General features: G+C 59.4%; 10 protein-coding genes. 8 read left to right on the top strand and 2 right to left on the bottom strand.

What is annotated here, in order from left to right; translation table 11 throughout:
- Positions 1 to 21 precede the first annotated feature (21 nt).
- Positions 22 to 1029 carry a sugar phosphate isomerase/epimerase gene (locus FDG13_RS05070; RefSeq protein WP_180125731.1) on the top strand — a complete coding sequence of 336 codons (1008 nt, stop codon included), beginning with the start codon at positions 22 to 24 and terminating at the stop codon, positions 1027 to 1029.
- Positions 1026 to 2183 carry a Gfo/Idh/MocA family protein gene (locus FDG13_RS05075; RefSeq protein WP_180125732.1) on the top strand — a complete coding sequence of 386 codons (1158 nt, stop codon included), beginning with the start codon at positions 1026 to 1028 and terminating at the stop codon, positions 2181 to 2183. The genes FDG13_RS05070 and FDG13_RS05075 overlap by 4 nt, the downstream gene beginning before the upstream one ends.
- 86 nt (positions 2184 to 2269) lie before the next feature.
- Here FDG13_RS05075 and xylB read toward each other — a convergent pair whose 3' ends face one another.
- Complete coding sequence (gene xylB, locus FDG13_RS05080) at positions 2270 to 3715, bottom strand: xylulokinase (protein ID WP_180125733.1); 1446 nt, start codon at positions 3713 to 3715, stop codon at positions 2270 to 2272.
- Positions 3716 to 3740: 25 nt separating this feature from the next.
- Positions 3741 to 4892: an ROK family transcriptional regulator gene (locus FDG13_RS05085; protein WP_180125734.1), complete on the bottom strand. Its 1152-nt coding sequence runs from the start codon at positions 4890 to 4892 to the stop codon at positions 3741 to 3743.
- Positions 4893 to 5153: 261 nt separating this feature from the next.
- On the opposite strand from FDG13_RS05085, the gene FDG13_RS05090 reads away from it, so the two are divergent.
- From FDG13_RS05090 to FDG13_RS05115, 6 genes are all read left to right on the top strand, one after another.
- Positions 5154 to 5354: a hypothetical protein gene (locus tag FDG13_RS05090; RefSeq protein WP_180125735.1), complete on the top strand. Its 201-nt coding sequence runs from the start codon at positions 5154 to 5156 to the stop codon at positions 5352 to 5354.
- Positions 5355 to 5567: 213 nt separating this feature from the next.
- A complete protein-coding gene (xylA, locus tag FDG13_RS05095; RefSeq protein ID WP_255435106.1) occupies positions 5568 to 6881 on the top strand; it encodes a xylose isomerase in 1314 nt (437 codons plus the stop codon).
- Positions 6882 to 7068: 187 nt separating this feature from the next.
- On the top strand, positions 7069 to 8208 hold the full coding sequence (locus tag FDG13_RS05100) for a sugar-binding protein (protein WP_180125737.1): 1140 nt from the start codon (positions 7069 to 7071) through the stop codon (positions 8206 to 8208).
- Positions 8209 to 8383: 175 nt separating this feature from the next.
- Positions 8384 to 9901, top strand: coding sequence for a sugar ABC transporter ATP-binding protein (locus FDG13_RS05105; protein WP_180125738.1), 1518 nt, complete (start codon positions 8384 to 8386; stop codon positions 9899 to 9901).
- Positions 9902 to 9956: 55 nt separating this feature from the next.
- Positions 9957 to 11105: a multiple monosaccharide ABC transporter permease gene (gene mmsB / locus FDG13_RS05110; RefSeq protein ID WP_218942629.1), complete on the top strand. Its 1149-nt coding sequence runs from the start codon at positions 9957 to 9959 to the stop codon at positions 11103 to 11105.
- Positions 11106 to 11155: 50 nt separating this feature from the next.
- Entirely contained in the window at positions 11156 to 14365 is a 3210-nt protein-coding gene (locus FDG13_RS05115; RefSeq protein WP_180125739.1) for an error-prone DNA polymerase, read from the top strand.
- Positions 14366 to 14449 lie beyond the last annotated feature (84 nt).

Below are 14449 nucleotides of genomic sequence, written 5' to 3' on the forward strand. Positions count from 1 at the left end.
ATAGCATAAGGAGGTTCGGTCATGGCACGCCCCGTCACACTGTTTACTGGCCAGTGGGCCGATGTTCCCCTGCAGGAGCTGGCGCCGCTGGCCAAAAGCATGGGTTACGACGGGCTGGAGCTGGCCTGCTGGGGCGACCATTTCAACGTCCAGCAGGCGCTGGCGTCGCCCGGTTACGTGAAAGACAAACGTGACCTGTTGGCCAGCCACGGCCTGCAGTGTCTGGCCATCGGCAACCATCTGGTGGGGCAGGCGGTGTGTGACCTGATCGACGAGCGCCACCAGTCGATCTTGCCAGCCCATGTCTGGGGGGATGGTGATCCAGAAGGCGTGCGCCAGCGCGCTGCCGCCGAGTTGCAGGACACAGCGCGCGCAGCGGCCCGTTTTGGTGTCAAAACCGTCACTGGCTTCACCGGCTCGTCCATCTGGCACAGCCTGTACGCTTTTCCGCCCACGTCCCAGGCGTTTTGGGACAAAGGCTTTGCCGACTTTGGCCAGCGTTTTGGGCCGATCCTGGATGTGTTTGACAAAGAAGGTGTGAACTTCGCCCTGGAGGTGCACCCCACCGAAATCGCCTTTGACATCGCCACCAGCCAGCGCACCTTGGCGGCGGTGCAAGGCCACCGGCGCTTTGGCTTCAACTTCGACCCCAGCCATCTGGCCTACCAGGGGGTGGACTATGTCCGTTTCCTGCGCACCTTCCCGGAGCGCATCCACAACGTGCACATGAAAGACGTCTGGTGGGGCAGGGGGGATGGCTCGGTTGGTGTTTTTGGCGGGCACACCTCGTTTGGTGATGCCCGGCGCCACTGGGATTTCCGCAGTGTCGGACGTGGGATGGTGGACTTTGAATCGATCATCGTGGCGCTCAACGACATTGGCTACACCGGCCCCTTGAGTGTGGAGTGGGAAGATAGTCGTATGGACCGGGTGCACGGCGCTACCGAGAGTGCTGCGTTCTGCAAAAGGCTGGACTTCAAACCCGCAGCCGGGGCGTTTGACGCGGTTTTTGCCAAAGACAGATCATGAGCGCAGCTTCAAGAAAACTGCGCTACGCCATGGTGGGCGGCGGGCGCGATGCTTTTATCGGCGCGGTGCACCGCAAAGCCGCTGCGCTGGACGGCCAGATTGAACTGGTCGCTGCTGCCTTGTCGAGTCACCCGGACAAGGCCCGCGCCTCGGGCCGCGACCTGTTTTTGGCCGAGGATCGCAACCACGGCAGCTGGCAAGACCTGCTGGCTGACGAACTCAGACGCCCACCCGAGGAGCGCATCGACTTTGTCTCCATCGTGACACCCAATCACCTGCATTACCCGGTGGCCCAGGCTTTTGTAGACGCCGGGTTCAATGTGGTGTGTGACAAACCGCTGGTGCACACCCCGGAGCAAGCGCAGGCCTTGGTGAATGCGGTGGCGCGCCAGAACACCGTGTTTGGCGTCACCTACAACTACACCGGTTACCCGATGGTGCGCCAGATGCGTGAGATGGTGCGCAGCGGTGTGATTGGGGCGGTGCGCAAGGTCATCGTCGAGTACCACCAGGGCTGGCTGGCCACCGCTGTGGAAGCGACTGGCAACAAACAGGCGCAGTGGCGTACCGACCCGGCCCAAAGTGGCCTGGCGGGTGCCTTGGGCGACATTGGTTCACACGCTGAGAACCTGCTGGCCAGCGTGACCGGGCTGGAGGTCGAGGCCATTTGCGCCGACCTCGGCACCCTGGGCGCCGGGCGCACGCTGGACGATGACGTCAACCTCTTGCTGCGCCTGCGTGGTGGGGTGCGAGCTGTGCTGGTGGCTTCGCAAATCTGTGTGGGCTGTGAAAACGACTTGCGCCTGCGGGTGTTTGGCAGCACCGGCACCCTGGATTGGCGCCAGGAACAGCCCAACCAGCTGTGGTTTTCGCCCCTGGGTGAGTCGGCCCGGTTGCTGACACGTGGCTCGGTCGGGCTGTGCGCCGCCGCCACCCAGGCCACCCGGCTGCCGACCGGGCACCCCGAGGGGTTTATTGAGGCCTTTGCCAACATCTACCTGGGTGTGGCCGCGGATATCCGCGCCAGGCTGGACGGCAACCAGGCCACCACGGCGGATTACCCACGGGTGGAAGACGGCGCGCGTGGCGTGTATTTCATCAACAAGGTGCTTGAATCATCACGCTCGCAGCAAAAGTGGACGGCATGTGACTGACCCGCGGTTGATGGAAACTTCCAAAAAAATAGCACCAAGCCCAGAATTTACCTGGGATTGGTGCCAATTTTGTGGCGATGTGCCGATCAGCGTTTGTACAAAGCCCTGAACTGCGCATAACGCGGCATCAACACCTCTTGCTCAGCGGCGTCAGGGGTGTAGGTGGCTTCGACGGCAGGGGTCAGACACACCGCGTGTGGGTCGGCACCGGTGGCCAGCCAGCCCAGGCGTGCGGCACCCAGCGCACCACCGACGGTGGAGCTGGCGTGGGTGACGATCTCGATGTTGAGGATGGACGCCAGTTGCTGGGCCCACATGGCGCTGCGAGAGCCGCCGCCCACCAGGGACAGGCGTTGCACCGTGCTGCCAGCGGCCTTGAGGGCGGCCAGGCCGTCGTTCAGGCCAAAGCTCACACCCTCGATCACCGAATAACCCAGGCGGGTGGCGTCGGTCTCAAAGTTCAGGCCATGGAAACTGCCGCGCACATTGGCGTCGTTGTGGGGGGTGCGCTCACCTGCCAAGTAGGGCAAGAACAGCGGAGCCGCAGCGCGCTCGGCCAGCGTCAGCGAGGCGGCCTGGTTGGCCAGCGCGCCTTCGTTGGCCACGCCCAGCAAGTGGGTCACCCATTGCAGCGCGCTGGCAGCAGACAACATCACACTCATCTGGTGCCATTGCCCCGGCATCGCGTGGCAGAACGCATGGGTGGCGCTGGCCGCATTGGGCTGGTAAGACGGGGTCACCACAAACAACACACCACTGGTGCCTAGCGACAGAAAACCTTGCCCGGCCTGAACCGCGCCCATGCCGACCGCGCTGGCGGCGTTGTCGCCTGCGCCACCGGCCACCAGCACGTCCTTGGACAGGCCCAGCAACTGGGCGACCTCAGCAGTCAGCGTGCCACTGGCCTGGCTGCCTTCGACCAGACGCGGCATGTGGGCTTGGGTAAAGCCGGTCAGGGCCAGCAGTTTGTCGGACCAGGCGCGTTGTTGCACGTCCAGCCACAGGGTGCCGCTGGCGTCGGACATGTCGGTGACGTAGTCACCAGTGAGCATCAGGCGCACGTAATCCTTGGGCAGCAGCACTTTGGCGATTTGTTTGAACACCTCGGGTTCATGGCGCGCCACCCAGCGCAATTTGGGGGCGGTGAAGCCGGGCATGGCCAGGCTGCCACCGAGTTGGGCGAGTTCCGGCAGCTCGGCCATCATTTCCACACACTCTTGGGCGCACCGGGTGTCGTTCCACAAAATGGCGGGGCGCAGAACGCGGTCTTGGGCGTCCAGCAACACCGCACCGTGCATCTGCCCGGACAGGCCGATGGCGCGCACGGCGGCATATTCAGCGGGATGGGTTTTCCGCAGTTCGCCCAGCGCGGCCTGGGTGGCGCTCCACCAGTCGTGCGGGTTTTGCTCACTGTGGCCCGGGTGCGGGCGGGACACACTGAGCACCGAGCCTGCCGAGCCGATGACGCGGTGTGAGCTGTCAAGCAGGACGGCCTTGACTTCTGAGGTGCCGATATCGATACCGAGAAACATGAAGATTGCTCCAGAGGGGTTGGGTTTAGGGGTGGGTGGCGTCGTAGGCCACATTGGTGGCATAACCGGTGGGTGCTTGCATGGGCCTGAGCTGGCGGTGTAACACCAGCGCCGCCGCGCCCACGGCCGAGGCCAGCAGCCCGTAACGCGCCGGGCGCACCGGGGGGGCAGGCATGCGGGCACCGTCAGAATAGGTTTTCAGGGTTTCCTGGGCGCGGGTGATCAAGCCCGGGTACTTGGCACACGAGGGGCCTCCCACAATCAGCACGCTGGGGTCAAACGTGGTCCACAGGTTGGCCAAAACCACCCCCAGATAGTTGCCACCACTGCTGGGGTCGGTGAGCTTGTCCAGGATGCGCGCGCCAAAGAAGGTCTCCGCACAACCGCGGCGCCCGCAGGAGCACAGGGGACCGTTGATTTGCAGGATGCCGTGCCCGATTTCACCGGCGCCACCGTACTGGCCGGTGAACAGCCGGTCATTGAGCACAATGCCCGCGCCGACCCCCACGTCGCAGGTGACAAAAATCAGCGAATCGCTGGCGTGGCCTTCGACAAACTCGTATTCACTCAACGCGGCCGTGTCGGCCTCGTTTTGCACGTACACCGGCATCGGGGGCAGGTTCACCTGTGCCAGCGCGGCGGTGAAAAGGGGTAAAAAGTCTACATTCCACCAGCCCAGGTTGGACGCAAAGTGCACCTTGCCGGTGGTTTCGTCAAACGCACCCGGCAGCCCGACACCGAGCCCCGTCAATTGCAAACCCCATGACAGCAACAGCTCATGGGCTCGGGCGACCAGGCAAGCGATTTGTTGGCACACCTCGACCGGCTCCATGCCCTGTCTGGGTTCCTCGGTGGACCACAGGATTTTTCCAGCCAGGCTGACACAAGCGACCCGCAACACGTCGACCGCCACTTCCACACCAACCAGAGCCCGCGTGCGACCATCAATTTGCAGCGGGGTGGAGGGGCGACCCGCGCCTTTGGCGTTCACGGTGTCGCTCTCGGTGATCCAGGCCTCATCAATCAATTCACGCACCAGCAAGCTGACGGTTGATTTGGTGAGTCCACTTTCCTGGGCCAGTTGCGCACGCGATGAGCCAGGTTGAATGCGCAGCAGTCTGAGCAAAACGCTGCGGTTGATGCGTTTAACGAGTTGCTGGTCACCGGTGGTTTTCATGGCCGACCATCCTGGTGTGAGCGGTTCGCCCGCTCAGATGGGTGCCTGCAAGCTGCGCTGTGATGCCACACGACAGTCATACCAACGCGCCAGAATAGCTGCAGCACCGGGCCACATTGGCTGGCTGGGTGGTCCATTTGTGTTGGGATGGCGATTCGACCTGTGTTTGCAAAGTTGACATGACAGAGTTCACCGGGAGCTGCAGAGGTGAGCCACCATCGGAAGCGATGTGTGGCCGGTATCTTGGTATTAGTTTGATTGATGAACTATTTTCTTTTGATTGGCCATCATAAGACATCAGGGTTTACCCTGAAGATGGATGTTTGTTGCGCTTGCCCTTTGAATGCGGCCATGATGAGCGAGTCGGAAGTTGTTGCTTGGCAAAAACAGAGGCAAAAGCCTCAAAAAATGACCAAAAGCAGAGGTTTTGCGCGTCTGAGGCTCTGGATCTCTCAAAAATGACGTACTAGGGTTTACACCTATATTTATCAGTGATCAAAAAAATAGAATTAATTCGTTGTTCGAACTAAAAGCGAATGACGTCTGGGTTTTTGGCAAGTGTGGATGGATTTTTTCGAGGCGATCAATCGCGCGACAAACCCGCTTTTGCAACCCGCGCCTGCCAGAGGTAGCTATCAGACGGCAGGCACATTGTTTAATTTCTGGAGAACTGACTTGGCAAGCTATTTCAAAGACATCGCGCCGATCCGCTATGAAGGTGTGGACAGCACGAACCCCCTGGCATTTCGTCACTACAACCCAGAGCAGATCGTGCTTGGCAAGTCCATGAAGGAGCAGCTGCGTTTTGCAGTCTGTTACTGGCACAGTTTCTGTTCGACCGGTTCTGACCCGTTTGGCGGCAGCACCTTCGAGCGGCCCTGGTTTGAAGGTGGCACCGCATTGCAACTGGCTGAGAAAAAAGCCGAAGAGTCGTTTGACTTTTTCAGCAAGTTGGGCGCGCCCTATTACTGCTTCCATGACCGTGATGTGGCACCTGAGGGCGCTACGCCCCAAGAGAGCCGCAGCAACTTCTTGCACATGGTGGACATTCTGGCGAAGCACCAGGAACGCACCGGGCTGAAATTGCTCTGGGGTACGGCCAATCTTTTCAGCCACCGCCGTTTCATGGCCGGTGCCGCTTCCAACCCCAATCCAGAGGTGTTTGCCATGTCGGCAGCGCAAGTGCGCGACGCGATGGACGCCACGCTGCGGTTGGGTGGTGAAAACTATGTGTTGTGGGGTGGGCGTGAAGGGTATGAGACCCTGCTCAACACCAACATGGCGCATGAGTTTGACCAGATGGCGCGTTTCCTGAACATGGTGGTGGAATACAAACACAAGATTGGCTTCAAGGGTGCGATCCTGATTGAGCCCAAACCCAGAGAGCCGTCCAAGCACCAGTACGACTTTGACACCGCCACCGTCTATGGCCTGCTGGCCCGCGCCGGTCTGGAAAAAGAGGTGCAGGTCAACATCGAAGCCAACCACGCCACTTTGGCTGGCCACAGCTTCGAACACGAAGTGGCCACCGCTTTGGCGCTGGGCATCTTCGGCAGCCTGGACATGAACCGCGGTGACCCGCAGCTGGGCTGGGATACCGACCAGTTCCCCAACAACGTGCCTGAGCTGACGCAAACCCTCTACTACATTTTGCAAGCCGGTGGTTTCAAGACCGGTGGTTGCAACTTTGACGCCAAGGTTCGTCGCCAGTCACTGGACGCGGCGGACCTGTTCCATGGTCACATTGGTGGCATGGATGTCTGCGCCCGGGCTCTGCTTGCTGCCGAAAAAATGATTCAGGACGGGCGTCTGGCAGAGGTGGTGGCGCAGCGCTACGCGGGCTGGAGCCAGCCCTGGGCGCAGGATGTGTTGGCCGGTAAAACCAGCCTGGATGCACTGGCTGACAAGGTGCTGCAGGACAACCGCGATGTGTTGCCCGTGTCGGCACGGCAAGAGTATCTGGAAAATCTGGTGAACCGGTTTGTTTGATCTTTGCGGGGTCGCTGCTTGAACAGATTGGTGTTTAATCAGCAGCCCCTGTGATGGGTCATCTTGTGAGTGTTTTCTTTGAGTGACGGTGTTTTGCCGAAGCTGACAAGGCGCTCACGGGAGACAGGAACAGACGGTCATTTTGAAGTGTGTTTTTGAATGTGCAAATATTTACCAGGAGATTGATATGAGAAAGAGTGTTTTCACCTTGACATTGATTGCTGCCGCTATGGGTTTGTCCGCTTGCGGCAAAAAAGAGGAGGCCCCTGCACCCGCACCGGCAGCTCCCGCAGCGGCCCCTGCGCCCGCTGTCCTGGTTGGTTTGGCCATTCCTGAAACACACGTCGAGCGTTGGGTCGGTGATGCCGAATACATGAAAAAAGACCTTGAAGCCATGGGCTACAAGGTGGATGTGGCCTTTGCTGACGCTGACCAGTCCAAACAAAACAAACAGATCGAAGACATGGTCACCAAGGGTGCCAAAGCCATTGTGGTGGGTTCGGTGACCGAAGCCGCCGCCCAGGCTGTGGAATCTGCGAAAAAGGCCGGTGTCCAGGTCATCTCGTATGACCGCCTGATCACCGGTACCGATGCGTATGACTACTACCTGACTTTCGACAATTTCAAGGTCGGCCAATTGCAAGGTCAGGCCATCAAGGACGGTCTGGCGCTGGATACCGCCAAGGGCAAAAACATCACGCTGTTCGCCGGCTCTCCCACCGACAACAATGCGCGCTTCTTCTTTGACGGCGCCATGGATGTCCTGAAGCCATACGTCACCAGTGGCGCCCTGAAGATTTGTGGCCCAGCGCCCACCAATTCTGCAGACGCGACCTGGTCCAAGATCACGACCGAAGGCTGGGCTGCCGACAAGGCCAAGGCACGTATGGAAACCCTGCTGTCCGGCGCTTGCAAGTCCGTCAAGCTGGATGCCGTGCTGGCACCCAACGACACACTGGCACGCTCCATCATTGGTGCGCTGGAGCAAGATGGCAAATACAAGACCTTGCCTGTGATCACCGGCCAAGACGGTGAGTTGTTGTCCGCCAAGTGGATCATGGAAGGCAAACAGACCATGACCGTCTTCAAGGACACCCGTGTGCTGGCCAAGGGTACGGCCGAAGCGGTGGACAGCATCATCAAGGGTGCTGCTGAGCCCACGCTGACGGTGAAAGCCCGTGTTGACACCACCACCTACAACACCGGCAAGAAGGTTGTGAAGTCCTTCCTGCTGGAGCCTGTGGCGGTGACCAAAGACAACCTGACCAAGGAGTTGGTTGACAGCGGTTTCTACACAGCTGACGCTGTGGCCAAAGGCACCAAGTAGTCACCCACTGAAGGGTGGTTAGACGCGACTGCGTCTTGTACCCACAAGGCGCAGTCGACGGTCCTCCGATGAGGACAGAAGCTGCATGTGCGCATGAGGTCGTTGGATACGGACTGCGCATGGTCAAAATGCGCTGTCTCTGCTGACCACCGGTCTGACCATCCAAAAGACAACCATGGACAAGATCTTAGATATCAAGGGCATGCGAAAAACCTTCGGTCCGGTGGTTGCGCTGGACTGTGTGGACATGCAGGTCACACGCGCCAAAATCCACTTCATCGTGGGTGAAAACGGTGCTGGCAAATCGACCATGATGAAGGTCCTCAGCGGCGTCTACCCGTATGGGAGCTACGAGGGCCAGGTACTTTACGAAGGCAAGGAATGCAAGTTCAAGAGCCTCAAGGAAAGTGAAAATGAAGGCATTGTCATCATCCATCAGGAGTTGGCACTGTCACCGTATCTGTCCATTTACGAGAATCTGTTCCTCGGCAATGAGCGCAAAAAAGGCTTGTTGATCGACTGGGAGCAAACCTACATCGACGCCAAGGCGGTGATGGAAAAGGTGGGTGTGCACGAGGACTTGGCAACACCCGTCAACAAACTTTCGGTGGCCAAGCAGCAGTTGCTGGAAATTGGCAAAGCCCTGTCCAAAAACGCCAAGCTGCTCATATTGGACGAGCCAACCTCCTCCTTGAACGAAGACGACAGCAGCAATTTGCTCAAGCTGTTGTTGAGCCTGAAAGAGCAGGGTGTGACGATCATCATGATTTCACACAAGCTCAATGAAGTGATGGCGATTGCCGATGAGATCACCATCATCCGCGACGGCCAGACGGTGGAGCGGGTGGACTTGTTGACCCACAAGGTCGATATCAACTACATCGTCAAATGTATGGTCGGGCGTGAGCTGACCTCGATGTACCCGGCGCGTGTGCCGAAGATTGGTGAACCCATCCTCAAACTGACCAACCTGACCGTCAAACACCCGATTTTCAGCGACCGCGTCATCATCAACAACGCCTCGATGGAGGTGCGCCATGGTGAGATCGTCGGGCTAGCGGGTCTGGTGGGATCGGGTCGCACCGAGTTGATGCTGACCATCTTCGGACGCTCCCTGAGTCCGAATGTCGAGGGTGACATCTGGTTCGATGGCCAGAAGGTGGCGTTCAAAAGCGCCAAGGAAGCCATTGCCCACCAGATGATTTATGTCTCGGAAGACCGCAAGGAACTGGGCTTGGTCCTGATTCAGACCATCAAGAACAACAGCACCTATTCCTCGCTGCCGCGCTTGTCCCGCTTCAACCTGATCGACAAGTACAAAGAAATCGAAGAGAGCGAAAAATACCGCGCTGCCTTACGCATCAAAACCCCCAACATCGACCAGATTGTGGGCAATTTGAGTGGTGGCAACCAGCAAAAAGTGGTGTTGGCCAGGTGCCTGATGGCCGAGCCCAAGCTGCTGATCATCGACGAGCCCACACGCGGTATTGACGTAGGTGCCAAAAACGAAATCTACAAAATCATGAATGACTTTGTGGCCAAGGGCAACAGCATCATCATGATTTCGTCGGAGTTGCCGGAAGTGCTGGGCATGACCGACCGCGTCTATGTGATGGACAAAGGCCGCATCAAGGGTGAACTCAAAACCTCAGAAGCCAGCCAGGAAGCCATCATGAAATTGGCGGTGGCGTAACCCCCATCGGTGACTCGTCGGACGCCCCATAAAAATCATTCAAGCGAAACCCATCATGTTCAAAATCATCAAACAGAACCAGAAACATTTCTCGATGTACATGGTTTTGCTGCTCATCTTCACGGCCTTCGGGTTCATGACAGATTTTGTCAACTTCACCCCGCGCAACATCACCAATCTGGTGATCCAGAACAGCTACATTCTGGTGCTGGCCATCGGCATGGTGCTGGTCATCATCACCGGCAAGATCGATTTGTCGGTCGGGGCCACGGTTGCCTTCACCGGCGCCATGGCGGCCATTGTCTACAACGCCACCAACGGCAGCATGTTGCTGTCGCTTGCCGCATGTATGTTGGCGGGGGCGGCCATTGGCGCCTTTCAAGGGTATTGGGTGGCGTATCTGAAGGTGCCCGCCTTCATTGTGACGCTGGCGGGCATGCTGGGCTTTCGTGGTCTGACCTATGTGCTCACGAGCATCAAGCCGGTGGGCCTGATGGATGACGAGTTCAAGAAAGTGGCCAGCGGGTTCATCGAACCGAGTTTCATGGATGGCAAAGTGCTGGCCCTGGTGGTGGGTGTGGTGTTCCTGCTCATCATGGTGGTGATGGACATCCAGAATCGCAGAACCCGCTCAAGGCTGGGTTTTGATGTGTTGCCGATGTCGCTGTTCATCGTCAAGAACGTGTTCATCGGTGTCATCATCTTCTGGCTGTTCTACAAGTTCTCGATGGACCGGGGTATTCCGAATGTGATTGTCATCATCGGTTTGCTGGTGATTGCGTTCACCTTCATGATGAACAACACCGTGTTTGGCCGCAGCATCTACGCGATTGGTGGCAATGCCAAGTCGGCCAAACTGTCGGGCATCAACGCCGAGCGTGTCGAGTTTTATGTGTTTGTCATCATGGGGGTCATGGCCGCCATCTCCGGCCTGATCTTCACCGCCTACATGAACCAGGCCATGCCGCAGGCTGGCAACATGTTTGAGCTGGATGCGATTTCCTCGGTGTTCATTGGCGGCGCCAGTGCCACCGGTGGTGTGGGCACCATCATCGGCTCGGTCATTGGTGGCCTGGTGATGGGGGTGATCAACAACGGCATGTCACTCATGAACATGGGTGCGGAATACCAGCTGGTGGTCAAGGCCTTGGTCTTGCTGTTGGCCGTCTGGTACGACCTGCAAAACAACAAAAAATCCGCCTGAACCAAACAGCCTCACAATACTGTATTTAAAAACAGTATTGTGAGGTGTTCATGTCTTCTCCTGCCTCGGCGCAGGCTGCAGCACTGCCGCCTTCAGGCGCTGCTTATGCCGAGCTGTATTGCCTGAGCAACTTCAGCTTCCAGCGCGGCGCCTCCCACCCCGAAGAACTGGTTGAACGTGCCCATGCGCTGGGTTATGCGGCGCTGGCGATCACCGACGAGTGTTCGGTGGCCGGTGTGGTGCGGGCCCACCTTGAAGCCAAAAAGTGTGGACTCAAACTGCTGCCTGGTGCCGGTTTCACCGTGCCTTTGGGTGACTACTCGCCTGGTCTGTCCTTCACCCTCATCGCCTTGCCGCGTGATCTGGGCGCCTGGGGTGATCTGTGTGAATTCATCACAAGCGCGCGGCGCAGCGCGCCCAAGGGCCAGTACCACGTGTGCTGGCCAGATCCGGCGTGGGCCAACTTGCGTGGTTGTGAAGTGATTCTGTGTCTGTCAGATGCTATGTCATTAGAAGCATCCAGCGCTTTATGTATAAGGGCTAGAGGCCTGTTTGGCACACATCTCTGGCTCGGCGTGACGCAGCTCCTGCAGACCCGGGACCGGGTGCTGTTGCACAAACTCAGCCAGCTCTCTCGGCTCACGCGTGTGCCCCTGGTGGCGGTGGGTGAGGTGCTGATGCATGTGCGTTCACGCAAACCGTTGCAGGACGTGGTCACCGCCGTGCGCCAGGGCCAGCCGCTGGCCGACTGTGGTTTGGCCTTGTTGCCCAACGCGGAGAACCATTTGCGTGCCCGTGAGCGGCTGCTGCAGCTTTACCCGCCTGAACTGCTGGCCAATACCCTCAGCCTTGCCGCGCGCTGCACGTTCAGCCTGGACGAGCTGCGTTACCACTACCCGCTAGAGGCGGTGTTGCCGGGCCTGACCCCGGCGCAGACCCTGCGCCAATTCACTTGGGAAGGTGCCGCCCGGCGTTACCCGGCCGGTGTGCCCCCCGATGTGCAGCAGCAACTGGACCACGAGCTGGCGCTGATCAGCGAGCTGCATTACGAGATGTATTTCTTGACGGTGCACGACATCGTCGCGTTTGCCCGGTCTCAGGGCATTTTGTGCCAAGGGCGTGGCTCGGCGGCCAATTCGGCCGTGTGTTATTGCCTGGGTGTGACCGAGGTGGACCCGGCGCGCAGCAGCCTCTTGTTTGAGCGTTTTATCAGCCGGGAACGGCACGAGCCGCCCGACATTGATGTGGACTTTGAACACCAGCGCCGCGAAGAGGTGATCCAGTACATCTACACCAAGTACGGGCGTGAGCGTGCCGCGCTGACAGCGGTGGTGAGCAGCTACCGGCCGCGCAGTGGTTTGCGGGATGTAGGGCGGGCACTGGGTATCGACGAAGCCTTGATCACCGCGCTGGCGCGGGAGCACCCCGGCATGTACTCACGCACCGTGTTGTCCGAGCGGCTGCAGGCGGCGTTGGACCGGTTGGGCCCGGACTTTGTCACACCGCCAGAGCAGCTGCTGGCGCTGTGGCTGGACCTGAGTGCGCAGATTCAGGGTTTTCCGCGGCACCTGAGCCAGCATCCGGGCGGTTTTGTGCTCACCCAGGGGCCTCTGACCCGGCTGGTGCCGGTAGAAAACGCGGCCATGCCGGATCGCTCGGTGGTCCAGTGGGACAAGGACGACCTGGACGCTATGGGGCTGCTGAAAGTGGATGTGCTGGCCCTGGGCATGCTCAGCGCCATCCGCCGTTGCCTTGAACTGGTCAGCACCCGGCGCGGTCAATCGTTTGCCATGCAGGACATCCCGGCGCATGATGACGCCACCTTTGGCATGATTTGCCGTGCCGATACCGTGGGCGTGTTCCAGATCGAGAGCCGCGCCCAGATGAGCATGCTGCCGCGACTCAAACCACGCTGCTTTTATGACTTGGTGGTGGAGGTGGCTATCGTGCGTCCGGGGCCGATCCAGGGCGGCATGGTGCACCCGTACCTGAAGGCCCGCGTTCACCCGGACCAGGTGGTCTACCCGAGCGAGGCGCTCAAGGCGGCCCTGGTGCGCACCCATGGGGTTCCGATTTTCCAGGAACAGGTGATGCAGATCGCCATGATTGCCGCCGACTTCACACCGGGTGAGGCTGACGATCTGCGTCGCTCCATGGCCGCCTGGAAACGCAAGGGGGGTGTCCACAAGTTCCATGATCGGCTGGTCAAGCAGATGGTGCACAACGGGTATGACGAAACCTTCGCGGAAAACATCTTCAAACAGATCGAAGGTTTTGGTGAATACGGCTTTCCAGAGAGCCATGCCGCCAGTTTTGCTCTGTTGGTGTGGGCCAGTTGCTGGCTCAAACAACATGAACCAGCTTGTTTTCTGGCGGCTTTGCTCAACAGCCAACCCATGGGGTTTTATGGCCCGTCCCAACTGGTGCAGGACGCCCAGCGCCATGGGGTGACGGTGTTGCCGGTGGATGTGTTGCACAGCCACTGGGCGTGTGTGCTGGCGCCTTCTGGCGCCGCGGACTCGGTACCCGGTCCGCGCCAACAGCCTGCGGTGCGTCTGGGGCTGTGTCTGGTCAGCGGACTGAGTCAGCAGGCGGCCACCCGCATCACACAAGCCCGGTTCACCCAGCCTTTCACCAGCACCGAAGACCTGGCCCTGCGAGCCGGGCTCGATACAACCGAACTCAGCGCCCTGGCCAGCGCCGATGCCTTGGTCAGCCTGTCAGGCCACCGCCGCCAGCAGGTCTGGGAGAGCAGTGCTTTGCACCGTGCACCAGAGCTCTTGCGTGTGGCCCCAGTCCATGAAAGTCCGCTGCTGCTGCCCGCCGCGTCCGAAAGCGAGGAGGTGCGCTTTGACTATGCGGCAGTTGGGCTCACTTTACGCTCTCACCCCTTATCCCTTCTGCGTCATCAGCTATCAAATTTGAGGCTTTTGACGGCAAGTCAATTGCGTGTCTTGCCGCATGGCCGCCTGGTGCGGACCTGCGGCCTGGTCACCATGCGGCAAAGTCCCGGCACGGCGCACGGGGTCACCTTTGTCACACTGGAGGACGAAACCGGCACTGTCAACGTGATTGTCTGGAAGGCCTTAAAAGAGCGTCAGCGCAGTGAGTTGTTGCATGCCCGCTTGCTGGTGGTGCACGGCACCTGGCAACGCGACGTGGACAGTGGCGGCCAAGTCTGCCATGTGGTGGCGGGCCATTTGCGCGACCTGACCCCGCTGCTGGGTGACTTGCCCACCAGCAGCCGGGATTTCCATTAAAGCCGGGCATACTCGGTGAATGGGGCGCCTTACCCGACATATTGCTGGTAATCTGCACCCTGTCACCCCAAAAGATCACGCCAG

This window comes from Rhodoferax sp. BLA1 (assembly GCF_013416775.1).
Taxonomy (GTDB): domain Bacteria; phylum Pseudomonadota; class Gammaproteobacteria; order Burkholderiales; family Burkholderiaceae_C; genus Rhodoferax.

Bases quoted from the DNA above. Each gene is read 5' to 3' on its own strand.
- FDG13_RS05070 (WP_180125731.1), top strand. From the start codon at position 22: ATGGCACGCCCCGTCACACTGTTTACTGGCCAGTGGGCCGATGTTCCC.
- FDG13_RS05090 (WP_180125735.1), top strand. From the start codon at position 5,154: ATGAACTATTTTCTTTTGATTGGCCATCATAAGACATCAGGGTTTACC.
- xylB (WP_180125733.1), bottom strand. From the start codon at position 3,715: ATGTTTCTCGGTATCGATATCGGCACCTCAGAAGTCAAGGCCGTCCTG.
- FDG13_RS05075 (WP_180125732.1), top strand. From the start codon at position 1,026: ATGAGCGCAGCTTCAAGAAAACTGCGCTACGCCATGGTGGGCGGCGGG.
- FDG13_RS05100 (WP_180125737.1), top strand. From the start codon at position 7,069: ATGAGAAAGAGTGTTTTCACCTTGACATTGATTGCTGCCGCTATGGGT.
- FDG13_RS05085 (WP_180125734.1), bottom strand. From the start codon at position 4,892: ATGAAAACCACCGGTGACCAGCAACTCGTTAAACGCATCAACCGCAGC.
- mmsB (WP_218942629.1), top strand. From the start codon at position 9,957: ATGTTCAAAATCATCAAACAGAACCAGAAACATTTCTCGATGTACATG.
- FDG13_RS05105 (WP_180125738.1), top strand. From the start codon at position 8,384: ATGGACAAGATCTTAGATATCAAGGGCATGCGAAAAACCTTCGGTCCG.
- FDG13_RS05115 (WP_180125739.1), top strand. From the start codon at position 11,156: ATGTCTTCTCCTGCCTCGGCGCAGGCTGCAGCACTGCCGCCTTCAGGC.